Genomic DNA, 23,209 nt, shown 5'->3' with positions numbered 1-23,209 from the left:
GACGGATGAGCGAGACGGTAATGAGCACCGGTGGATCGGAAGAGGACAAACGGGCTGATGCACAGGCATCAACGGCTGGGTCCGCCTCCGAGCGCGCGGCAGAAGAGGTCAAGGCTCCGTTGACTCCCCTGGAGCGAATCCGGGGATGGCGCCAGGACTATCAGAACCAGGTGGGACTGACTCCCTTGGAGAATGTGTCGCAGCTGGCCGCGCAGATGGATCTGACGCACGCGCATCCTTCCGGGATTGCCCAGCTTTTCGCCAGCGGCCAGGTTCATCTGGATGCGCTTTTCCGGGATCGCGGCATGTTGCGTGCGGCCCACCGTCGCATGGAGCGGGTTCTGGATGATCAGGCTGCCAAGGAGCGTGCCAGCGGTTTCGCCCAGCTCTCCATGGTGGTGGGGGTGGCTGCCTGGCAGGGGCGCGACATGCCCGTACTGCTCTATCCCGTGCGCATCGATGAGAGCACACAGGGGGCCTCCAGGGCCTCTATCAGATTCACAGGCAAGGTGGATCTTAATCCTGCTTTGATCTCGGCCATGCGCGAGCGGGGCATCACCCTGGATCCGGATCGTCTGTTTTCCGCCTCCCATTATCAGGGCGGCACCCCTGAAACCTCATCGCTTTTCAAGGACATGACGGCTCTGATCACGCCGCATATCAGCGACTTCACCATTGAGCGGAAAATCGTTCTGGGGTGCTTTATCGAGCCATCGGCACAGCTGCTGGGCGAAAGCCTGCGGATTCTGGACCGGATGACCGCTGGATCCACCGGCAACGATTTGCTGGATGCCCTGGCTGGCGACCAGGCGGCCTCCGAGCGGCTCAAGGGCGGACCAGTGCCCGACTACAGCCCCTTCGATGCTGACCCTCACAGCGAGTTTGAGGCTGGAGATGTGGACAACCGGGTCCGTTATGCCGCCCAGCTGGTGGCGACCGGGCACAGCGTGCTCGTGGATGAGCAGACCGGCCGCCACAGCGCCGATGACGCCCTGGCCATTGCCTCGCGCTGCGTCACCGCCGGCAGGACCGTGCTCTATGTGCCCTGCGTGGTGGAGGAGAAGCGGCGTTTCCAGCATCGTTTGGATGCCGCTGGGATGGCTGACATGGCCCTTGATCTGACCGACGACCAACTGGGCAGGATCCTGGACCAACGACTGATCGATGCAGTGGGGTTCAAACCCGGTAAGTCCAGCGAGCATTTTGATCAGGTGGCTGACGAGCTTGTGGGTGTCCGCTCCCGACTGACCCGCTACCTGGGCGATCTGCATGGGGTGGATTCCAGTTGGGGGGTTTCGGCCTACCAGACCATTCAGAATCTGGCCAACATTGCCAATATGCCTACGCATCCTGCCACTCGTGTCCGTCTGGGCGCGGCTACGGCCCACAACCTGCAGCCCGAGTTGGATACGTGGGCGGACAAGCTGGAGAGGGCTGCCGAGCTGGGTGAATTCGTCATCGGTCCCCAGGACACCCCCTGGTACGGCGCCACCCTGGTCAGCGAGAACGAGGCTGTGGACGCTTACTCCCGCGTGGTTCGTCTTCTGCAGCGGCTTCTGCCGGACACCCGTGAGCAGGTCAAATCCACTGTAGAGACCTGCGGATTCCCTGTGCCGGCCACCGTCAAGGATTGGGGACGGCAGGTGGTGGTTCTCAAGAACCTGCGCCGGGTCTTGGATGTCTTCCAGCCTTCCATCTTCGAGCGCGACATCCCCGCCATGATCGAGGCCACCAAGTCCAAGGCCGATCGCAAGGCCAATGGCACCAATCTGGGATTCTGGGAACGTAGACGTCTGGTCAAGGAGGCCAAGAGCCTGCTCAGGCCCGGCGCCCAGGTCGAGGATCTGCATGAGTCGCTGGTGGTGGTCTCCAAGCAGGCCGAGCAGTGGCGGACCTTCGTCCCCCACGGCGGCTGGCCGGTCCTGCCGCCCAAACTGGACGTCATCATCGACACGCAGGAATCCCTGATCCGCGACATGACAGCTCTGGACACCGTCCTGGACTCGACTCCGGCAGGCGGCGATCTGGAGACCATGGACTTCAACAAGGTGGAGGAGCGGCTCAAGGCGCTCTTTGACGACCATACAGCCTTGGATACCTTGCCCGAGCGCTGCGCTTTGGAGGGTGAATTCAACGAGGCAGGGCTGCAGGACCTGGTCCAGGACCTGCGCAACCGTCAGGTTGAAGGCAAGGCGGTACGTGCCGAGCTGCAACTGGCCTGGTGGACCACGGTCTTCGACGACATCATGCGCTCCTCGCAGATCATCTCCAACCAGGATGGTTCCGCCCTGTCCAATGCAGCCGACCGTTTCAGCCAGGTGGATGCCCAGCATGTGGCCAGCGTAGGGCCCATGGTTGCCCAGGAGAGCGAAAAGCGTCTGTCCGAGCTGCTCTTCTCGCGCACCCAGGAGGCCAATCAGCTGCACACCATGCTAGCCGGCAACCCCGGTGCCTCCCTTGCGGTCTTCCAACAGGCCCACCCTGGCATACTGTCGGCAGCCAAGCCCATCATCATCGCGACTCCGGCCACACTGGCAACGAGGACCAATCCGACACAGCTGGCTGACACGGTCATCATCGATGCCGGGGCCCATATGCCCTCCATCCAGGTGCTGACTGTGCTGGCTCGGGCCCGGCAGGTGGCGGTCATCGCCCACCGGCCTACCATCACTTCGGATGGCCTTTTGCAATTGATCGACCATCTGGTCCCGGTCACCGTCAAAGCCCGTCCCTCACGCCGCTCGACTCGGTTGGACGCCTTCCTGAAGGATCACGGTTATGGGGATCTGTCGGCACCTGTCCCCGATTGTCGGGAACCTGGCAGGGTGACCCTGACCAGGGTGGAGGGCGCTGGCGTCCCGGTCATGGCCACCGGTCTGGTCGAGTCCAGTCAACAGGAGGTCGCTGCCGTTGTCGACATGCTCAAGCGCAGGGCAGGATCCTTCTCCCTGGTGCCGAACAGTTATCTGCTGACTGTGGTCACCCTGTCGGCAACCCATCGTTCCCGGCTGGGCGCCGAACTCAAATCAGCAGCAGCCAAGGACAGGGTTTTCGCCAAGTTCCTGCGGCATGTACGCATCGTCGGCATTGACGAGGTCTGTGGTGCTCGAGCCACGGATGTAATCCTCACTCTGGGCTTTGCCAAGACCACTCACGGCCGTCTCCTGCAGCAGTTTGGCGATCTGGAAGGCGAAGGGGGCAAGGGTATGCTGCTGGATGCTCTTGTTCTGCCGGATCGGAATCTGGACATCGTCGCGGCATTTTCCGCCGAGGATCTGGAGGACGACCGCCTTCACCAGCCCGGGCCGCGTCTGCTCAAGGATCTGCTGACCTGGGCTGAGCACCCTGATGCGGAACCGGTCCGACCCGAGCAGGCCGAGCAGTCCACCAATGTGCTCTTCCGGGATCTGGCCCAGCGGCTGCGGACCCGAGGGCTGGATGTAGCCCTGGATTACGGGTACGACCAGGCGCCCAGAATTCCGCTGGTGGTCGGGCTCAAGAACAAGCCCTATGCTTTGGCGGTGCTGACAGACGACGCCGAGTTCATGCATACCCAGTCCACCCGGGAACGTCACCGTTTCACCACCGAGGACCTGCAGTATCTCGGATGGTCGGTCATGACCGTTTGGAGCGTTTCGGCCTTTGTCAACCCCGACAAAGAAGCCGACAGGATCGTCGCCCGCCTTGCCGATATCTACCAGCAGGCGCGTTAATGGCGAAGGATGATCAGCCAGAACGCGGGAAGCAGACCGGTGAGCCTGATGGGCCTGCAACTTCGCGCCCGCGTCGGCATCACCGGGTGGTTCGACCAGGCAGGGAACGGTTCGATGTCGATGGCATCGAGGAAGATCCTCAGGACCGGGTCTGCGCGCAGGATCGTCTTGACGGGGATGACCGGAGGATCCTGGGCGAGCTACCTCCGCATTGGGGGCTCTTCCCCAATGAGCGTGGCGACTGACCGCTGATCCTAATCCTGACCCTTGGGCAGTTCGGTTCCGTCCTGTTGCCTGTCTGCACCTGTTGACCGGTGGATATCGTCGGCGATCTGGCGAAGCAACTGCAGGCTCTGGTCTTGCGGGCTGGGTGCATTGGGCTGGTCCTTGATGCCCGAGGCTGCCCGGCTCAGTTGCCGCAGCTTGTTGATGGGCATGATGATGCAGAAGTAGACGGCGATGGCGATCAAGAGGAAGTTGAGCAGAGCCGTCAGAATAGCACCAAAGGAAATAGTGGCGTTCCGGTAGCTGATGGTCAGGAGTCCTGACAGGTCCGGTTTGCCGAAGATCATGGCGATCAGCGGGCTGATCAGATTGTTGACGATGGCGTTGACCACGCTGGTCACCGCCGAACCCATGACCACGCCCACGGCCATATCCACCATGGATCCGCGCGAGATGAACTGCTTGAATTCGCCCAGCACGCCTTTGTTGCTGATCTGTGAGATTTTGTGGACTGCTTCGGCGGTATCCTTGGCCGCCACCTGATTGATCGAGGCCATCCTGCATCCTTCCGTAGCTGATGTGAGGCATGGAGTGCCCATGCCTGCTTCTTCCTCCATTATCGCGGGCCCAGAATGGTTTCGGTTTTCCGACATGATTAGAGGGTGTTGGTGCGGGAGTGTTGTCGGGGCGGATGGCGATGACGGGGGTGGATGGATCCAGCGACAACAAGAGTAGAGCCTGACCAGCGTTCAGGGCGAAGACGGCCTGGGACGCTTGCCGGACTTGGTCGCCCTCCCGTCCTTCCGGGTCGGATCGGTCCCTGGGGATTGTCTGCGCCGGTTGTAGCGCCAGAGCTTTCTCGGCTATCATGCAGTGTCCGCCGTCTGAGGCCTGCCCGGAAGTAGGTGTCTGCAGGTCGCTGGCTTGCTGGCTATGGGGAATCCCTGGCGTCCTATCAGAACCTGGTCGGTCTTGGGCGGGATGCGGGCTGGCGGCGGCTGGGCAGTTCCCCGAAGCCAGCAAACTCACCTGGTCGCCAGCCTGCAGGTTGCCCGGATCGTCGGCAAGGCGGACCGTCACCGGGGTCGTTCCGGGTGGCTGTGCCGGTCTGCTACTGATCATGGCCGTGGTCAGCGGTTGCCCCGAATGGACGCTGATCATCAGCCGCCGTCCGCGGACTTGTGCAAACGAGGAGATCAGGCCGGGCAGACCTTCCCTGCCATGCATGATCCGCGTTTCAACCATGGCAGGTTCGATGGCTGATCCTCGTGCAATGGGTCGTGCGGCGACCAGTATAGACAGGCGGCCCTGGGCCTGGGTCAGGATCTGCAAGGTGCAGAAAACTGCCAGCCCCAATGCCAGGGCGGTCCCCAGGCGCCTCAGCCGAAAAAGTCGCCGTCGGCGGGTCAGGGATCCGGCTGCCGCTGAAGGCTTACCCTTGTTGCTGAAAATAGAAAAATCGACCATGTCCCCAGCCTGCCAGAAGCTTGGCCGGCGTCAGGGTCTGCATGGTCGATGTGGTCGAATGTGCCTCTTGGTCTACTTGCTGCTTGTGGAGCTCGAAGAAGAGGATGAGGCTCCATCGGTCCGGTAGAAGCCATGGCCCTTGAACTCGATGGGCACTGCGGAGAAGATCTTACGGACCTGCTGTTGCCCGCACTTGGGGCAGATGGTGATGGGTTCGTCGTTGAAGGACTGCTCCTTGGTGAAGTCGTATCCGCAGTTCTTGCAGCGATAATGATAGGTGGGCACCGTTCTTTCCCTCCGCTGATGGTCGGTTCGCGCGACGATTGGTTCAACACCCAATATCCTAGTGGTGGCTTCGACCAGAAGAATCGGTACCGGGCCTCTCGTCAGCCTTGTTCATCACCATTATGGTCTGTGCCGGGCCTTCGTGACAGACCTGTGGCTGTGGGCGTGAAACCTTCAGGCGTCAGGACTGCATCCACGGGGAGATCATGGTCCAGATGGGGCAGGGGGGCTTCCACGAATTCGCCGGGCCAGCAGATGCCCACCACTGGGGACTGTTCGGCACGCAGGCCTAGAGCCCGGTCATACCAGCCGCCGCCCCGACCCAGACGAATGCCGGCATGGTCGATGGCCAGCGCTGGCACCAGAATCAGATCGGCCTTACCCAAGACCCGTGCCGGCAGGGCAGGCATATCGGGTTCGTCAGGCCGCCAACCTGGAATCCGCTTCATGTCATCCAGATCCTGCCGGGATTGCAATCGACCCCAACCTACCTGGGTGCCTGTTCCCAGCATGGGGATGAGCACCTGGTCGCCCCGGCCCAGTAGCAGGTCCAGGCTGGGGTCCATGGCTATCTCCCCGCGAATGGAGGCAAAAGCAGCTACGGTCAGGCTTTGGCCGCCTCGGGAGCGTTCGACCCTGGCAAGTACCTGGCCTGCCAGCAGATCGGCAAGCTTGCGCCCTGCGTCCAGGCACTGGGTCGGGTCGATACGTCGTCGGGCTTCAAGCAGCCGGCTGCGTCGATCCTGCTTGTCCCTATCGATGCGTTCCTGCTCGTTCATGTCCTCAGTTCTACCAGCAGGGGGTTCTCCCTGGTGGACGCATGTCTGCCTCAGCTGCCGTTCGGTGAGAACATGGAGTCATGTCGGTTCTGCATACCTTCCGCCAGGTCTGGCAGGGTTCCCGAGCCCGTTCGGACCATGCCCTGGATTTGCCTGACGGTCTGACTGCGCCCCCGGGTCATGGGGACTTCCTACTGAGGCCCATCCGCGAGGGCGACCAAGCAGCCTGGAACGCGGTCCGATGGAGAAATCGCGATTGGCTGGCCCCGTGGGAGTCAGGGGATCCCCGCCACGGGCCTGGCATGACCTATGCTCAGTGGATGCAGGAGCTGGAGCGTGCCCGGCAGGAGGGCACTTCCGCGGTCTTTCTGATGGAGTTTCATCAGAGCATCGTGGGGCAGATTTCCCTGGGCGCCATCCGCTACGGATCCATGCGTACAGCGACAGCGGGCTACTGGGTGGATCAGGATTGGATTGGTCATGGGTTCGCACCCCTGGCTCTGGCCATGCTGGCTGACTGGGCATTCAGAGACAGGAGGGGACCCCATCTGCACCGGCTTGAGGTGGCGATTCTGCCTGAAAACGAACGATCCCTGCGCGTAGTCCAGAAGCTGGGCATGGAGCCGGAGGGGCTGCGCCGCAGTTACATGTATGTCAACGGACAGTGGCGGGACCACCTGACCTTTGCCTGGATCAGCGACCAATTCGATCCGGATTTGCTGGCTCGTCTATGAGCCCCTGGGACGGACATGGTCGACACGCTGAGTTTGACTTGCCGCTTGGGGCATACCGTCAACTAACGTAGTACCTATGGTTTATGAATCACTCAGCAGCATCGTGGTTTTGGTGATTGCGGTGATTCTGGTGCTGGGTTGGCTGCCGTTTCGCACCGTCAAGGGCATGAAGCGGGCCTCGGAGCATCGCCAGGACAGGCTTTCCACCTCCCTGCACATGGTGGGTCGGGAAGACGGCATGAGGTTCTGCGACAGGCAGTCGAGGACGGTGAAAGGGTTGGTCATGCAGCAAGGGCAGCAGGATGGCAACCGGCGCAGTCAAGCCCAGCGCATCAAGCAGATCAGACAGTTGCGCCGCGCGGCCATACGTCGTCGTCGCATCCTGGTTCTTGCCCTCTTGCTCATCACCCTGCTGGTGACCGGCTGCTCCTTCCTTGTGGGCTACAGCCCATGGTTTACGCTGATTCCTCTGGCACTGGTGGTAGTGGTGTTGGCCGCCGGCGCGCATGCTTCGGCCCAGGCCCGGGCCTGGGAGCGCAATTTAGCCCAGCGGCGTGCCCGGCAGCGTCGTCAGCAGGCAGCCATTCTGACTAAGAGCAGGATCCCCAACAAACCTGGGCAGGCCAAGAATGAGGGCGGCACGGAAACTGCCACGGATGTGCTCGATCAGGGTGAGATTCGTCAAACACTGGCCCAGGCCAAGGCTGATCAGCAGGCAGCCCTCAAGGCCAGGCAGCACAATTCGGCCAAGCCTGCGAAGTCTGCAGTCAGTAGCAGCAAGGCCAAGAGTTCGGCCGGGTCCGTCAAGTCGAGCGAGAAGACAGCCGCACAGACCGCACATATGTCGAACAAGCCGTCCACTACCAAGAAAGCCTCTGAACGGACCCCAGCCAAACAAACGGCTTCTCGACCGGAGGCTTCGAAGCCGGCAACTACCAAATCTTCAAGGGCTCAAAAGGCTGCCTCCAAGCCAGCAGCGCCCAAGTCGTCAGTGGGCAAGTCAGTTGCCTCTCCGCAGTCGGCATCCGTGCAATCCGCTGCTACCCGGTCAGGCAAGTCTGGATCGGCCTCTGCGTCTGCCGGCAAAGTGCACTCAGCTTCGTCGGCTCAGTCCTCCACATCCGGGGGATCATCGTCCTCAGCAAAGGCTCAGGACGATGCCACCAATGAACTCAAGCGCATCAATCCCTCTCCGGCCTTGGACGCCTTCGGCATGGCGGCGGGCCAGGATCTGATCTCCTTCTCCCTGGGTTCAGCCCGTGGTGAGGGATCGGACAAGGGCGGCAAGAATAACGAAGACGAGGGTCCTCACAGCCTGGAGATCAAGTCCACCCGGCAGGTCTCCGTGGCCCGTCCCCCCGAGAAGAAGAAGGCCGATGGGCAGCCCGACGACTTTCACAAGAGGGAGATGCAGGCTCAGGTCGAGGTGCCCGACCGCAGCGAGGACTCCCTGTCCATCGGTGTGGAGGCCATATTGGCTCGGCGTCGTCCGGCAGACAAGTCCTGAGGGACCAATCGGCGATCATTCTTTCACCACCAGCGTTAGCACTCAAGTTGGCAGAGTGCTAATTTCGCGCTACTATGACTTGTAGCGCAAAGGAATGCGTGGTGAGTGTTCGTCAGCCTCTCATCGACGTTCCGGCGTGGGTTCATTGGCTGTTCTCACAAGATGTAGGAGGTCCACAGTGTCGATTTCACTCACACCGTTGGAAGACAAGATCGTCATCAAGCAGGCTGAGGCGGAGACCAAGACCGCTTCCGGGCTGGTCATCCCCGATACCGCCAAGGAGAAGCCCCAGCAGGGCGAGGTGCTGGCGGCAGGCCCCGGCCGTCGTGACGACAAGGGCGAGCGCATCCCCATGGATGTCAAGGTTGGCGACAAGGTTCTGTACTCCAAGTACGGCGGCACCGAGGTCAACTACGGCGGCGAGGACTACCTGATCGTGTCCGCGCGCGACGTTCTGGCCATCCTCAAGTAAAGAGACGGTGATAGTGGCCCCTGGTCCTGCGCAAGGACCGGGGGCCATTCGCGTCTCGGGAGGACCGTGCAGCGGAACAGACACCGCAGGAGCATATGGCGGCCACTAGCATGGTGCCCATGTACTATCGTCATCGCGCCAGCATTGATTCCCTTCCCGGATACCGGCAGGGCAGCCCGGCACCAGCCGTTCCCGGGTTGACCAGCTACAAGATCTCCAGCAACGAAAACCCCTATCCGCCCCTGCCGGGCGTGGTTCAGACCGTCTCCGAACAGGCCTTGGGCCATCTGAACCGTTATCCGGATATGCGTGGCACCCGTCTGGTAGAGCGGCTGGCCCAGCTGCACGGGGTGGATCCCGCATGTATCCAGCTGGGATGCGGGTCCACTGAGGTCATTACCCAGCTGGTTGACCTGGTGGCCGGCCATGGCGACCAGGTGGTCTATCCCTGGCGCAGTTTCGAGGCCTATCCCATCATCGTCACCTCGGCTGGAGCCACAGGGGTGCCTGTGCCCTTGGATAAAGAGGGGCGGCATGACATCGATGCCATGATCGCCGCGGTCAACGACCACACCAGACTGGTCATCGTCAACAATCCCAACAATCCGACTGCGACCAACGTCGACCGCGACCAGGCCGAACGTCTGCTGCAGGCCCTGCCCACCGACCTGCCGGTGCTCTTTGACGAGGCCTATATACAGTTCAACGACGACCCTGACCGCGCCGACGGATTGTCGCTCATGCGCGAGCATCCCAATGTGATAGTGGCCCGGACCTTCTCCAAGGCCTACGGACTGGCGGGGCTGCGGATTGGATACGCCGTGGCTGCCGAGCCGATCATTGCCGGCATGAACAAGGTGGCCCTGCCCTTCGGCGTCTCCGATGTGGCCCAGACGGCGGCAATGGCCAGCCTGGACGCACAGGACCGCCTGGCCGAACGGGTCCAGGCACTCAAGCAGGAACGGGCCAGAATCCTGGCTGGTTTGCAGGAGCAGGGATGGAATATCCCCCAACCTCGAGCCAACTACTACTGGCTGCCTCTGGGTCAGGCCGCCACGCAGGCTGATCAGCGTTTCCGCGATGCAGGCCTGTCGGTCAGAACCTTCCCTGGTGAGGGCATCCGCATCACCGTGGGGGAGCGGGAGGCCAACGACCGGGTCCTGGAGGTTTGCGCCGACCTGCGGCGACAGGGTCTGCCGCAGGGGCCAATCTCTGACTGACGGTCGCCATGGTGCGAGTGTAAAGGCAAATGCTTGCCGTCTCCGTCCTTGTATGGAATCTCACAGCGGAGGCGGTTTTGCTTCTGTGAACTTGTGTCGTCTTGGATAAACCTATATATTGTGGTTGGCTGGCCAAGTCAATCCAATATATAGTGTTTACCAAGGAGCAGCAGTCCCTATGTCTTCAGCAGATATGGATCGGCACGATCCTCCCGATGGTGCCTCCAGGCTGGTGTATTTCTCCAGCGTCTCCAACAACACCCACCGCTTTGTACAGCGGCTGGGCGTGGAGGAGCCCATCCGCATCCCCCTGTACGAGCGGCGCCAGCCCATGCCTGTTATGGATGCGCCCTACCTTCTGCTGGTGCCCACCTATGGCGGTGGGTCAGCCAAGGGGGCCGTGCCCAAGCAGGTCATCCACTTCCTGAACAATCCGGTCAACTGCGGACTGATCCGCGGGGTCGTCACCTCGGGTAACCGGAATTTTGGCAGCGCCTATTGCGCGGCCGGCCCGCTGATAGCCCGCCGGTGCGGTGTCCCCGAGCTCTATCGCTTCGAGCTGCTGGGCACCTCGGAGGATGTTCAGGCGGTCAGAGCCATTTTGGCCGGAATGGGAGTGCAGCTCCAGCAGCAGTCGACTGATTCACGAAAGGCGGTTTTGTCATGAGCCAGCAGGAAAGCACCAAAGAGAGCACCAAGCCAGAGGCCGGTGTCTATGCCGACGACGAGATGATGCGCAAGTCCATCACCCCGCCCCAGTACCGTGTCACCCCTGAAGCCAGGATCCGTCCGGTCAACTGGAACAACATCACCGACGAGAAGGATCTGGAGGTCTGGAACCGCCTGGTCTCCAACTTCTGGCTGCCCGAAAAGGTGCCGCTGTCCAACGACATCCCATCCTGGAACACCCTGACCGATCATGAGCGTCAGACCACCGTCCGCGTCTTCACCGGACTGACCATGCTGGACACCACCCAGGCCACCATCGGTGAGCTGGTGCAGATCGATCACGCCCGCACCGAGCAGGAGCAGGCCATCTACACCAACATCGCCTTCATGCAGTCGGTCCATGCCCGGTCCTACTCCTCGGTCTTCTCCACCCTCTGCTCCAGCGAGGAGATCGACAAGGCCTACCGCTGGGCCGTGGCCAACGACGTCCTCCAGGAGCGCGTCCACACGGTCCTGCACGAGTACGTCAGCGAGGATCCCCTGAAGCGCAAGGTGGCCTCCACCATGCTCTCCTCCCTCATGCTCTACGCGGGCTTCTATCTGCCCCTCTACTTCTCCAGCCATGCCAAGCTGATGAACACGGCTGACATGATTCGGCTGATCCTGCGCGACAAGGCCATCCATGGCTATTACTCGGGCTACAAGTATCAGCGGGGTCTGGAGGAGAGGACCCAGGCCGACCAGGCCATGCTGGAGAAGTTCACCAACGATTTGCTGGACAAGCTCTACGACCTGGAGATGGTCTACTCCGGACAGATCTATGAGGGATTCCCCTTCGTTGATGATGTCTTCGCCTTCGTCCGCTACAATGCCAACAAGGCGCTGATGAACCTGGGCTATCCGGCCCGGTTTGCAGCCGACCAGACCGATGTCAGTTCGGAGATTCTGGCGGCCCTATCGCCATCGGCCAACGAGAACCACGATTTCTTCTCGGGTTCGGGCTCCTCCTACGTCATGGGGCACTCCGAGTCCACGGACGACGACGACTGGGACTTCTGAACGAATCGGAACCGGTGTGATATTGGGCACAGAAAACCCTAGATATGCTCACCGTTTCCGATATCAACAGCACATATAGTAGTTCAGGCTCGCGCTGGGCGGGTCCTGATCGGTCCGTCCTCAGGACGGGCTTCACCGTCAAGACAGGCTCTGGATGGCCTGATCAGGAGGAAGCATGGAGCAACAGCAGACCGCCGGAATTGATTCGGAGCTCAGTGCTCCCGAGTTCGCCGCCCAAGGTCAGCGCCTGGGGGCCGTGGTCTACTTCTCGTCGGCCTCGCGCAACACCGCCCGGTTCATTGCCAGCTGCCATTTGGATGAGGAGGGGATCGACGTCTTCCGTATCCCTCTGAGGCCCAAGGATCCGCCGCTCAACATCCGGCAGCCCTACATCCTGATCGTTCCCACCTATGGGGGCGGATCAGCCAAGAAGGCGGTCATGCCGCAGATCAAGCGCTTTCTGAACGATCCGGCCAACCGGGCCGGCATCCGCGGGGTCATCGCCTCGGGCAACACCAACTTCGGGGAGGCCTTCTGCATGGCGGGGGACATCATCTCCCGCAAGTGCAATGTGCCCTTCCTCTACTATTTCGAGCTCATGGGCACCAAGGAGGACCAGGAGAAGGTCCGTCGTGGGGTTGTGGATTTCTTCCGCAACCACCCCGAGTCCTGAGCCAATTGCATTACACGCACTATCACCGTAATTTTCATGAAAGGACACCCGATGGGAGCAAACGAGGACACGTCCCTGGCCCTGGACAGGACCGCATCCGAGGATGAGGAGACCTTCGATCCGGCTCACGACTACCATGCCCTGAACGCCATGCTGAACCTGTACGACAAGGACGGCAGGATTCAGTTCGACAAGGACCACGAGGCCGAGCGCCAGTACATGGACCGGCACGTGGGGCCCAACACCATGACCTTCCCCTCCACGGCTGAGAGGATTGCCTACCTCCTGGATCATGAGTACTACGACCGGAAGGTTTTTGATCGTTACACACCGGAGTTCCTGGACAAGATCTATCAGCATGCGGCCGAGAGCGGCTTTGAATTCGAGACCTTCCTGGGTGCCTTCAAGTTCTACACCTCCTACGCGCTGAAGACCTTCGATGGCAAGCGCTACCTGGAGGACTTCCCCCAGCGCTGCGTGGCCGTGGCCCTGGAGCTGGCCGACGGGGACGAGCAGGCCGCCATGAAGTACACGGATGAGATCATCTCCGGCCGCTTCCAGCCCGCCACCCCCACCTTCCTAAACCTGGGCAAGGCCCAGCGCGGTGAGCCGGTCTCCTGCTTCCTGGTGCGCATCGAGGACAACATGGAGTCCATCTCCCGTGGCGTCAACGCCGCCCTGCAGCTGTCCAAGAGGGGCGGCGGCGTGGCTCTGCTGCTCAGCAACCTGCGTGAGATGGGTGCACCCATCAAGCACATCGAGAACCAGTCCAGCGGCGTGGTCCCGGTCATGAAGCTCCTGGAGGACTCCTTCTCCTACGCCAACCAGCTGGGCGCCCGCCAGGGTGCCGGCGCCGTCTACCTGTCGGCCCACCACCCCGACATCATGCGCTTCCTGGACACCAAGCGGGAGAACGCGGATGAGAAGATCCGCATCAAGTCCCTGGCCCTGGGCGTGGTCATCCCCGACATCACCTTCGAGCTGGCCAAGCGCAAGGAGCCCATGGCTCTCTTCTCGCCCTACGACGTGGAGCGGGTCTACGGCAAGCCCTTTGCCGACATCTCCATCACCGAGCACTACGAGGAGATGGTCAAGGACAAGCGGATTCACAAGAAGTACATCGACGCCCGCGACTTCTTCATGACCCTGGCCGAGATCCAGTTCGAGTCCGGTTACCCCTACATCCTCTTCGAGGACACGGTCAACAAGGCCAACCCCATCGACGGCCGGATCACCATGTCCAACCTCTGCTCTGAGATCCTGCAGGTCCAGGAGCCCAGCACCTACTCCGAGAACCTGGACTATGAGCATATCGGCCGCGACATCTCATGCAACCTGGGATCACTGAACATCGCCAAGGCCATGGACGGCGGCCTGGCTGACACGGTCGAAACCTCGGTGCGCGCACTGACCTCCGTCTCCGACCACACCAACATCGAGGCCGTCCCCTCCATCAAGCGGGGCAATGACGAAGGCCATGCCATCGGCCTGGGTCAGATGAACCTCCATGGCTTCCTGGCACGCGAGGGCATCCACTACGGATCCGAGGAGGGGCTGGACTTCACGGACATGTACTTTATGACCGTGGCCTACCACGCCTACAGGGCCTCCCATGCCCTGGCCGTGGAGCGGGGAAAGGCCTTCGCCTCCTTCCCCAAGTCCGACTACGCCAAGCCGGCAGGCCAAGGGAACTACTTCGACAAGTACACCGAGGGCAGCCGTTCCCTGGAGCCCAGGACCCAGCGGATCAAGGACCTCTTCGACCAGTACCAGGTCCACATCCCCACGGTTGAGGACTGGAAAGAACTTCAGGCGGCCATCCTCAAGGACGGCATCTACAACCAGAACCTCCAGGCCGTCCCCCCGACCGGGTCCATCTCCTACATCAACCACTCCACCAGCTCTATCCACCCGATCGCCTCCAAGATCGAGATCCGCAAGGAGGGCAAGATCGGGCGCGTCTACTACCCGGCTCCCTACATGACCAACGAGAACCTGGACTACTTCGAGGATGCCTACGAGATCGGCTGGAAGAAGATCGTGGACACCTACGCCGAGGCCACCCAGCATGTGGATCAGGGGCTCTCGCTGACCCTCTTCTTCCCTGACACGGCCACCACCCGCGACCTGAACAAGGCTCAGATCTACGCCTGGCGCAAGGGGATCAAGACCCTCTACTACATCAGGATCCGCCAGCAGGCGCTGGAAGGCACCGAGGTCGAGGGCTGCGTAAGCTGCATGCTCTAAGGCGTCTGGCCCAAGGCATATGCAATCCCAGGTCGGTGCCGTCTTTGGGGGCGGCGCCGGCCCTTTGGTATCCACATCCACAGGCCGGGTCCGTCCATGCGGTAGACTGACGGTCCAGTCATGATCCGCTTCGCACTGTCGAACACCCATCCAACAAGGAGCAATCAACCATGGTCCCACCCATTTCCATTCCCCGGCAGCCGCTGAAGCTGATCGACCGGGTCTCTGCCATCAACTGGAACCGTCTGGAGGACGAGAAGGACCTGGAGGTCTGGGACCGTCTGACTGGCAACTTCTGGCTGCCTGAGAAGGTTCCCGTCAGCAATGATCTGCCCTCCTGGCAGGCCATGAGCGAGGAGGAGCACACCCTGACCATGCGGGTCTTCACCGGCCTGACCCTTCTGGACACCATCCAGGGGACCGTGGGTGCCGTCAGCCTGATCCCGGATGCACTGACCCCCCATGAGGAGGCGGTCTACACCAACATCGCTTTCATGGAGTCGGTCCATGCCAAGTCCTACTCCTCCATCTTCTCCACCCTGGCCTCCACCCCTCAGATCGACGCTGCCTTTGAGTGGAGCGAGCACAACGAGTTCCTCCAGCGCAAGGCCCAGATCGTGCTGGATTACTACGAGGGCGACAACCCCCTGAAGCGCAAGGTGGCCTCCACCCTGCTGGAGTCCTTCCTCTTCTACTCGGGCTTCTACCTGCCCATGTACTTCTCCAGCCATGCCAAGCTGACCAACACGGCCGATTTGATCCGTCTGATCATCCGGGACGAGGCCGTGCATGGCTACTACATCGGCTACAAGTACCAGAAGGGGCTGGCCAAGGTCTCCGACTCCGAGCGCCAGGCCATGAGCGACTACACCTACGAGCTCCTGGGCGACCTGTACGACAACGAGGTGGAATACACCGAGAGCCTGTACTCCGGGGTGGGCCTGGTGGAGGACGTCACCAAGTTCCTGCGCTACAACGGCAACAAGGCCCTGATGAACCTGGGCTATCCCGCTCTCTTCCCCTCGGACACCACCGATGTGAATCCCGCCATCATCGCATCCCTGAGCCCCAACGCCGACGAGAACCACGACTTCTTCTCCGGCTCGGGCTCCTCCTACGTCATGGGCAAGGCCGTGGAGACGGACGACGAGGACTGGGATTTCTGACCCATCCGTCCCGCTCTGACGGGGAAGACACGACGTTGGAGCGGGACTTGCGGAAAACAGAAAAACATGTCATTATAGGCAAGTTGCCGTACGGAGCTCCGGTTCTAGTGCGGCATGGCGGATTTCCCAAGCGGTCAAAGGGAGCTGACTGTAAATCAGCCGCGTAATGCTTCAGAGGTTCGAATCCTCTATCCGCCACGCCTCGGTAGCTCAGTGGCAGAGCACTTCCTTGGTAAGGAAGAGGTCGTGAGTCCGATTCTCACCCGAGGCTCTCTGGCGGGGTAGCTCAGCTGGCTAGAGCGTACGACTCATAATCGTAAGGTCAAGAGTTCGAGTCTCTTCCTCGCTACTGTGGCCGACATACGTCGGTCGTGCAACGACTATAGAGGTGAACCATGGCAAAAGCCGCAGATATCCGTCCTGGCATTACGCTGGCGTGCACCGTGTGCAAGGAGCGTAATTACATTACGACCAAGAACCGTCGTAACACTCCTGACCGTCTGGAGCTCAAGAAGTTCTGCCCCCGTTGCGGCAAGCATACCCTGCACCGGGAGACCCGCTGAGTTCTTCCCGTCTTTTGGCTTCATCAGGACCCGACCATTTGGCCGGGTCCTTTTTTTATGTACAGGTTCTTCTTTATGCAAATCTGCCTATATGCCTACTCCGCATTATCTGAAGATACTGCTGGGAGCAGAACGGGTTTGGTGATGTAGGGGACTCAGCCTTAGAGAGTGCCCTGGTAGGCGGTCGCAAATGCCTGATCCAGATCGGCGATCAGGTCGTCCGGGTTCTCCAGGCCTGCGGAGATTCGAATCAGGTCGTCGCCCACACCGGCGCTGAGGCGGTAGGGTTCTGGAACCTCCCTGTGGGTGATCCTGGCCGGGTCCACAATCAGGGTGCGACAGTCGCCGATGTTAGGCATGTAGCTCATGAGATGCACCGAGTCCACGATGCGCTTGACCTGCTCATAGCCTCCTTGGACCTTGAAGGAGAGGATCGTGCCGACACCCTTGGGCAGCAGGGTCGAGGCCAGGCGGTCCTGCTGGTCTGCATTCCCTTGGTGCCGACCCTCGGGAATGCCCGAATAGTTGACCTGCTCCACCTGGGGAATGGTCAGCAGGTGGCGGGCCAGAGTGGTCGCTGTCTTCACCTCGGTGGCGACCCGCTGGGGCAGAGTCTCAAGGCCGGTCAGCTGCAGGTAGGCGGTGAAGGGACTCATGACCGCTCCGAAGGTGTGCAGGTACTTGGTATGGACTCTGCGGAGGAAGGCCATCTTGCCGAAGGCATCCAGAAAGCTGACCATGGACCCGTGCCGCTCGTCGCTGATGATCAGTTCGGGCTGGCTCATCTGTGGGAAGCGGCCGTTGCCCCAGTCGAACCGTCCTGCATCCACGATGACCCCGCCCAGGGAGTTGCCATGGCCGCTGATCCCCTTGGTGGTCGAATGGACGACGATGTCGGCACCGAAGTCGATCGGGTTGAGCAGGTACGGTGTGGGCACCGTATTGTCGATGATCAGGGCCAGCCCATGCCGATGGGCCAGGTCGGCCAGGCCGGGGATGTCAGCTATGGCCGTGGACGGATTGGCCACGGACTCGGCGAAGATGGCCCTGGTGTTGTCCTGGATCAGGGATTCCACCGCGTCAAGATCGTTGATGTCGTCCACAAAATCCGTTTCAATGCCGAAGTTGGGAAAGAAGGTCTTCATGGTATCCACGGAGGTTCCATAAAGATCGACAGGGGAGATCAGCCTCCCGCCACCTTCGGCTGCGCACATGAGGGTGGATGACACGGCGGCCATCCCTGAAGCCATGGCCACAGCCCCCTTGCCACCCTCCAGACTGGCCAGACGCTCCTCCAGGACCTTGACCGTGGGGTTGGCCAGGCGTGAGTAAGAGAACCCTTGAATTTCGCCGGCGGCCAGGGCATCGCCCCGGTCGGCGGTGACCATGTCAAAAGCTGCCGACTGGTAGATGGGGACGCTGGCCGCGCCTCCGCCCTGGCTTTGACAGTCATAGCCGTCATGGACGGCTTTTGTTGCAAATCCTTTGCTCATGCGGGTGTCTTCCTCTGCTTATGTCCGGTCGTGAATCCTTCGCTAGCCCACCATCGAATCTTCTTTCAGGGTCTCGGGCAAGGCTCCGCTCATAGGTGTTCCTTATTGCCCGCTATCGGGAGGTTGCCTTGCCCAGGTATGCCTGGCGGACACGTTCATCATTCAAGAGCTGTCGGGCGGGCCCCTCCAGACGGATCAGGCCGTTCTGCAGCACGTACCCGTAGTCGGCGATGGACAGGGCCAGCTCGGCCTGCTGCTCGACCAGAAGGATGGAGATGCCCAACTGGTCCCGAAGGGAGGCGATCTGCTCAAGCACCTGGTCGACCAGCTTGGGGGAGAGACCCATGGTCGGCTCGTCCATGCATATCAACCGGGGATGGCTCATCAGGGCCCTGCCGAAGGCCAGCATCTGCTGTTCGCCTCCTGAAAGGGTGCCGGCCTGCTGCCCACGACGTTCGGCCAGGCGGGGGAAGCGCTCATATATAGCTTCCAGATCCTGCTCAATCTGACTGCGTTCCCTTTGGGTGTAGGCACCCATGCGCAGGTTCTCTTCCACGCTCATGGCGGCGAAGACCCTTCTCGCCTCAGGCACCGAGGCGATTCCGGAACGGACCCGATCCTTGGTGGGGGTGTGGGTGATTTCCCGTCCATCCAAACGGATGGTTCCCTCCTTTGGAGCGAGCAGGCCCAGGATGGTCTTCATGGTTGTGGACTTGCCTGAAGCGTTTCCGCCCAGGAGGGAGACGATGCCGCCTTGGGGAACGCGAAGACTGACATGGTCCAGGGCCTTGACCGGGCCATAGCTCACATCCACGGCATCCAGGGAGAGCAAGGTTCGATCCCCCTCGGTGGTTGGCTTCCCCTCATTGTCATCAGACGACTCAGCTTTGGTTTTTAGCTTGGTTCCTGTGCTGTCGGAATCCTGGCCATCGATCGGTTCTACAACGGTGGCCGGAGCCAGGGCGTTCTGCCGGGCCAGAACATCTGCCTGCCCGTTCATGGGGGCATCGTTGCGGGGTCTGCGGTCGCCCAGGTATGCGGCGATGACGCGGGGATCGGCACTGACCTGCTTGGGAGGTCCGGAGGCGATGATCCTGCCGCCGTCCATGGCGATGACCTGGTCGCACAGTGCTTCGATAAGGTCGATCTTGTGCTCCACCAGGAGCATGGTCTGCCCGTGGGCCTTGAGCTCCAGGAGCTGTTGCAGCACCTCGGCCGTCTCCGACTGGTTCATTCCTGCCGTGGGCTCGTCCAAAACCAGGATGTCGGGGGAGCTGACGTGGGCTCTGGCTATCTCAGTGCGGCGCCGGTTGGCGTAGGAGAGTGTGTAGGCGGCCTGGGTGCGATGTTCCTCCAGGCGCTCGCTGAATCTGTCGATTTCGGACTGGACGGCCTTGCGCTCGACGACCGCCTCCCTCCGGCAGGCGGGACCGGGCATCAGCGTCAGCCAGGTCTGCGTCAGCAGGGGGATCCATCGCAGGATGGGCCACCGCTCCAGGCGGCGAAAGGGTCTGCGGGCTTCCAGGCGTCTATGGAACCCTACAGCCACATTCTCCTCAACGCTCATGGTCGGAAAGACCCTGCCGTTCTGGAAGGTGCGGGACACCCCCTGCTCGGCCATGTCCGTAGCGGGCAGGCCGGTCACGGTGCGTTCCTTAAGGCTGATCTGGCCCGAGTCGGGCTTGAGAAAGCCGCAGATCAGGTTGATGGTCGTGGACTTGCCTGATCCGTTGGGGCCGATAATGCCTATCACCTGGCCGGATGCCAGATCCATGTTCACCTCGGCCACTGCCTGCAGTCCCTGGAAGCTCTTGCTCAGATTGCGCACGCTGAGCAGGGGCTGATCGGGACTGTCGCGTACGGGTTCGGTATTGTGTCGGCTGCCCGTCATCATGCCCTCCTTTTGGTTGAGAACAGACCCTGTGGTCTGCAGATGATGAAGATGATCAGGACGAGTCCGTAGGCCATGATTCTCACCTCGGGCAGGATGCGCAGCAGTTCAGGGGCCCCTACCAGGATCAGGGAGCCGATCACGGCTCCGGTCGGGGACTTCATGCCGCCCAGGACGATGATGGTCAGAATCAGGGTCGACATGGTCGGGTTGAAGAGGGTCGGATCGATGTAGGTGTATTGGTGCGCCAGCAGAGCACCAGCGATACCCGCCGATCCGCATGCCAGGGCGTAGGCCAGCGCCTTGTAGGCCCCTGTCCTGATCCCCAGGGACCAGGCCGCTTGTCCGTCCTCGCCGATGGCTTCGAAGACGTGACCCAGGTGTGAGGACCTGATCCGAGAGATCACTGCGAGGACTAGTAGAAGAACGATCAGGTCCAGTAGGTACTGCATCTGCTGGGTGTAGAGCGGCTTGCCCAGGAATGTTGGCAGCGGAATGCCCTGCAGACCTAGCGAGCCCCTGGTCAGAGGTTCCCAGATGCGGATGATGGCGACCATGACTGCTCCCACCCCTATGGTGGCGATAGCCACATAGTGGCCACTGAGCTTCCATACCGGGAATGTCAGCAGGGATGCGGCCAGGGCGGCGATGACAGCCGCGCCCAGCAGGGAGAGCGTGAAAGGCCAATGCAGACGCATGGTCAATAGAGCCGAAGCGTAGGCTCCCACGGCCACAGGTCCCGCCAACCCCAGTATGGTCTGCCCGGCCGAGCCCGAGATCAGCGTCAGGCCCACTGCGGCAATGGCGTATATGGCAACCTGGGTCCCGATGCCGGCCAGATGGTCGGAGAAAATGAAGGGGGTGGCCAGAGCGGCTGCCGCAAGGCCGAGGTTGGCCCAAAGTGGCAGTCGGATGGGTCTGGCGGCTTCCGGGAGGGTTCCGGTCATGGGCTCCTTGCCCATGTCTGCCTTGCGGCCCAGGAATCCTGAGGGTTTGAGGATCAGAACCAGCAGAAGGGTGCCGAAGGTGATTAGATCATGCACACCATCGCCGAAGAGTCCTACGCCTACGGCCTCGGCCAAACCCAGTACCAGGCCGCCGATAATGGCTCCGGGGATGGAGCCCAGTCCGCCGATGGCGGCGGCCACAAAGGCCGTCATGCCGATGGCGTTGCCGTCCATGGGGTTGATATTCGTCTTGAACAGACCGATGAAAATTCCGGCGATACCAGCCAAGACCGAGCCGATAACGAAGGCTATGGTGCGAATGGAGGTGACCGGTACTCCCATCTGCAATGCGGCCTGGGAATCCTGGGAGGTGGCCCTGATGGCCTGTCCGGTCCTGCCGTAGGTCAGGAAGGCCCAGAGCGCAGCCATGCTGGCCAGGGCCACCAGACCCATGACCAGGTCGGAGGTGCCGAAGCTGATGCCCAGCGCATGCAGGTTGTGGGTGGGCAACAGCTGGGGGAAGGGCCTGGTCTGAGAGCCAAAGATCAGCTGCATCCCGTTATCCAGGACCTGTCCTAGACCCACGGTGCCCAGGAGGGAGGCGATCGGTTGCCGACCCTCCAGGGGAGTGATGACCAGGAGGTTGGTGATCAGGCCGACCAGGCCCGTGACCAGGACGACGGCCAGGATGGTGGGAACGAGTCCCCAGCCTAGGGAGGAGCCTACCCACCAGGCCGTCATCATCCCGACCGCTACCAGGGATCCTTGTGCGAAGTTGGCCACATTGGTCACTCCGAAGACCAGGGACATACCCACGGCGGCCAGGGCGTATACGCCGCCGTGGATGAGTCCGGAAAAGAGCGTCTCGACCATGATCGCTGCTCACTCCTCGATCTGTTTGAATTTGCCCTGATCCACCTGAAGGAGGATGGGCTTGATCGTATCTGCCCGGCGGGTCTTGGTGTTGAACCGGAAAGTCCCTCCCTGGCCCTGGTAGAGCGGGAAGTCCTTGACCTTGCTTAGGGCCTCCTGGATGCCCTCCCTAGTGGGGCTGGTCTTCTCGCCCGCGTAGGCCAGGTCCTTGATGGCCTGGTAGGCAGTGATTTCGAAGTTGCCGGGGACGGTGTGATACCGGTCCTCAAAGCTCTTGACGAAGGCTTTGGCTTTCGCATCCTTGGTGCCTGTTGCCGAAAAGACGCCGGTAATGATGGCCCCTTGGGCGTTCGCTCCGGTCAGGGAGAGGAACTCCTTGGTCTCCTGACCGCCGAAGAAGGGTCCCTTATAGTCCAGTTTGTCCCGAAGGGTGTTGGCGATCAGCGCCCCATCTGGTCCGTAACCGATGTCCACCACGGCCTCGGGGGCGGCATTCTTGGCCGGGATCAGTATTGGAGTCAGGTCCGTGGAATCGGGCAGATAGGAGGACTGGTAGACGATCTGCACCCCGAGCCGTTCCGCAGCCTCCTTGAAGTACTGGAAGGATTCCTTCCCCCAGTCGTTTTCTATATAGACGACGGAGATCTTCTTGGCTCGCTTGGACACCGCCTCAGCGTTGGCTTCTTGGTAGGTCTTCTGCGATATTTGAGGTGTCCATACATGATCGCCCGAATTCGTGAAGGTCGGCGAGGAGTTGTTGAAGCCGTAATGAACCAGCCCGGCCTGTTGGAAAATAGGCGATGCGGCTGAAGAGGCCGGCGAGGAGTAGTCGCCCACAACGGCGATGACTGATTTATCGGAGGCGATCTTTGGGGCGACGGCGGCATCCTGTTTGGCATCTGATTGGGTGTCGTAGTAGTCGATGTCCAGGCGCTTGCCCTGTATTCCGCCCTTCTTGTTGACCTGGTCCTTGGCCAGGTCGAAGCCCTGCTGGAACATCTTTCCGTACTCGGCGTAAAGACCGGTCTTAGGGTAGATGGCAGCGATGGTCACATGGTCTGACGATCCTGCGGAGGAGCCCTTGTCGCCTCCCAATCCGCAGGCCGACAGCGCTCCGGCCATGGCCATGGTGGTCATGAGGGCAACCATTGCCCTGATGGTGCCACTGTGCTGCCGGTGCTGCTTTGATGTGATGACCATGATGTCTCCCTTGGAGTTTGACGGTT

19 protein-coding genes, 3 tRNA genes and 1 pseudogene are annotated in these 23,209 nt (G+C 61.3%); 15 read left to right on the top strand and 8 right to left on the bottom strand.

Annotated elements, in window-relative coordinates; translation table 11 throughout:
• Window positions 1–5: 5 nt before the first annotated feature.
• Both P273_RS0101970 and P273_RS0101965 read left to right on the top strand, forming a co-directional pair.
• Complete coding sequence (locus P273_RS0101970) at window positions 6–3,713, top strand: helicase (RefSeq protein ID WP_121914065.1); 3,708 nt, start codon at window positions 6–8, stop codon at window positions 3,711–3,713.
• Window positions 3,713–3,958, top strand: coding sequence for a hypothetical protein (locus P273_RS0101965; protein WP_081709208.1), 246 nt, complete (start codon window positions 3,713–3,715; stop codon window positions 3,956–3,958). The genes P273_RS0101970 and P273_RS0101965 overlap by 1 nt, the downstream gene beginning before the upstream one ends.
• 9 nt (window positions 3,959–3,967) lie before the next feature.
• Here the strand turns inward: P273_RS0101965 and mscL are convergent, their stop codons facing one another.
• From mscL to P273_RS0101945, 4 genes and pseudogenes are all read right to left on the bottom strand, one after another.
• Window positions 3,968–4,495, bottom strand: a complete 528-nt coding sequence (gene mscL, locus P273_RS0101960) for a large conductance mechanosensitive channel protein MscL (protein WP_024626817.1) — start codon at window positions 4,493–4,495, stop codon at window positions 3,968–3,970.
• A 571-nt stretch (window positions 4,496–5,066) separates the two neighbouring features.
• Window positions 5,067–5,405: pseudogene (locus tag P273_RS10230) on the bottom strand (SAF domain-containing protein); the annotation flags it as partial.
• A gap of 72 nt (window positions 5,406–5,477) precedes the next feature.
• Window positions 5,478–5,690 (bottom strand): FmdB family zinc ribbon protein, encoded by a 213-nt coding sequence (locus P273_RS0101950; RefSeq protein ID WP_024626815.1) that lies wholly within the window; start codon window positions 5,688–5,690, stop codon window positions 5,478–5,480.
• 101 nt (window positions 5,691–5,791) lie between these two features.
• Window positions 5,792–6,469 carry a 5-formyltetrahydrofolate cyclo-ligase gene (locus tag P273_RS0101945; RefSeq protein ID WP_024626814.1) on the bottom strand — a complete coding sequence of 226 codons (678 nt, stop codon included), beginning with the start codon at window positions 6,467–6,469 and terminating at the stop codon, window positions 5,792–5,794.
• A gap of 80 nt (window positions 6,470–6,549) precedes the next feature.
• Between P273_RS0101945 and P273_RS0101940 the strand changes: the two genes are divergently transcribed.
• The 13 genes from P273_RS0101940 to rpmG all read left to right on the top strand — a co-directional run bounded on the left by P273_RS0101940 (window position 6,550) and on the right by rpmG (window position 16,779).
• The gene (locus P273_RS0101940) at window positions 6,550–7,203 is read left to right on the top strand and encodes a GNAT family N-acetyltransferase (protein ID WP_024626813.1); all 654 of its coding nucleotides are present in this window, start codon (window positions 6,550–6,552) and stop codon (window positions 7,201–7,203) included.
• 76 nt (window positions 7,204–7,279) lie between these two features.
• Window positions 7,280–8,710: a hypothetical protein gene (locus tag P273_RS0101935; protein ID WP_024626812.1), complete on the top strand. Its 1,431-nt coding sequence runs from the start codon at window positions 7,280–7,282 to the stop codon at window positions 8,708–8,710.
• Between the two features lie 178 nt (window positions 8,711–8,888).
• Window positions 8,889–9,182 (top strand): co-chaperone GroES, encoded by a 294-nt coding sequence (gene groES / locus P273_RS0101930; RefSeq protein ID WP_015022393.1) that lies wholly within the window; start codon window positions 8,889–8,891, stop codon window positions 9,180–9,182.
• Between the two features lie 119 nt (window positions 9,183–9,301).
• Complete coding sequence (locus P273_RS0101925) at window positions 9,302–10,402, top strand: histidinol-phosphate transaminase (RefSeq protein WP_024626811.1); 1,101 nt, start codon at window positions 9,302–9,304, stop codon at window positions 10,400–10,402.
• A gap of 178 nt (window positions 10,403–10,580) precedes the next feature.
• Window positions 10,581–11,069, top strand: a complete 489-nt coding sequence (gene nrdI / locus P273_RS0101920) for a class Ib ribonucleoside-diphosphate reductase assembly flavoprotein NrdI (protein ID WP_024626810.1) — start codon at window positions 10,581–10,583, stop codon at window positions 11,067–11,069.
• 65 nt (window positions 11,070–11,134) lie between these two features.
• Complete coding sequence (gene nrdF, locus P273_RS0101915) at window positions 11,135–12,130, top strand: class 1b ribonucleoside-diphosphate reductase subunit beta (protein WP_024626809.1); 996 nt, start codon at window positions 11,135–11,137, stop codon at window positions 12,128–12,130.
• Window positions 12,131–12,305: 175 nt separating this feature from the next.
• Window positions 12,306–12,803, top strand: a complete 498-nt coding sequence (nrdI, locus tag P273_RS0101910) for a class Ib ribonucleoside-diphosphate reductase assembly flavoprotein NrdI (protein ID WP_024626808.1) — start codon at window positions 12,306–12,308, stop codon at window positions 12,801–12,803.
• Window positions 12,804–12,854: 51 nt separating this feature from the next.
• Complete coding sequence (nrdE, locus tag P273_RS0101905; RefSeq protein WP_024626807.1) at window positions 12,855–15,050, top strand: class 1b ribonucleoside-diphosphate reductase subunit alpha; 2,196 nt, start codon at window positions 12,855–12,857, stop codon at window positions 15,048–15,050.
• A 170-nt stretch (window positions 15,051–15,220) separates the two neighbouring features.
• Window positions 15,221–16,216 carry a class 1b ribonucleoside-diphosphate reductase subunit beta gene (nrdF, locus tag P273_RS0101900; protein ID WP_024626806.1) on the top strand — a complete coding sequence of 332 codons (996 nt, stop codon included), beginning with the start codon at window positions 15,221–15,223 and terminating at the stop codon, window positions 16,214–16,216.
• A 116-nt stretch (window positions 16,217–16,332) separates the two neighbouring features.
• A tRNA-Tyr gene (locus tag P273_RS0101895) sits at window positions 16,333–16,414 on the top strand.
• A 1-nt stretch (window position 16,415) separates the two neighbouring features.
• A tRNA-Thr gene (locus P273_RS0101890) sits at window positions 16,416–16,487 on the top strand.
• A gap of 4 nt (window positions 16,488–16,491) precedes the next feature.
• Window positions 16,492–16,565: transfer RNA gene (locus P273_RS0101885), tRNA-Met, on the top strand.
• Window positions 16,566–16,611: 46 nt separating this feature from the next.
• Window positions 16,612–16,779 (top strand): 50S ribosomal protein L33, encoded by a 168-nt coding sequence (gene rpmG / locus P273_RS09760; RefSeq protein ID WP_015022386.1) that lies wholly within the window; start codon window positions 16,612–16,614, stop codon window positions 16,777–16,779.
• Window positions 16,780–16,940: 161 nt separating this feature from the next.
• On the opposite strand, the gene P273_RS0101880 is transcribed toward rpmG, so the two are convergent.
• The 4 genes from P273_RS0101880 to P273_RS0101865 form a co-directional block, all read right to left on the bottom strand.
• Window positions 16,941–18,272: an O-acetylhomoserine aminocarboxypropyltransferase/cysteine synthase family protein gene (locus tag P273_RS0101880; RefSeq protein ID WP_024626805.1), complete on the bottom strand. Its 1,332-nt coding sequence runs from the start codon at window positions 18,270–18,272 to the stop codon at window positions 16,941–16,943.
• Window positions 18,273–18,384: 112 nt separating this feature from the next.
• Entirely contained in the window at window positions 18,385–20,166 is a 1,782-nt protein-coding gene (locus P273_RS0101875) for an ATP-binding cassette domain-containing protein (protein WP_081709206.1), read from the bottom strand.
• The gene (locus tag P273_RS0101870; RefSeq protein WP_024626803.1) at window positions 20,163–21,983 is read right to left on the bottom strand and encodes an ABC transporter permease; all 1,821 of its coding nucleotides are present in this window, start codon (window positions 21,981–21,983) and stop codon (window positions 20,163–20,165) included. The genes P273_RS0101875 and P273_RS0101870 overlap by 4 nt, the downstream gene beginning before the upstream one ends.
• 9 nt (window positions 21,984–21,992) lie before the next feature.
• Window positions 21,993–23,183 carry an ABC transporter substrate-binding protein gene (locus tag P273_RS0101865; RefSeq protein ID WP_024626802.1) on the bottom strand — a complete coding sequence of 397 codons (1,191 nt, stop codon included), beginning with the start codon at window positions 23,181–23,183 and terminating at the stop codon, window positions 21,993–21,995.
• Window positions 23,184–23,209: the final 26 nt, after the last annotated feature.

It is taken from the genome of Bifidobacterium sp. A11, from assembly GCF_000499185.1.
Lineage (GTDB): Bacteria > Actinomycetota > Actinomycetes > Actinomycetales > Bifidobacteriaceae > Bombiscardovia > Bombiscardovia mizhiensis.
The sequence above is the reverse complement of the archived record's forward strand: the minus strand, read 5'-3'. Positions and strand labels throughout refer to the sequence as shown.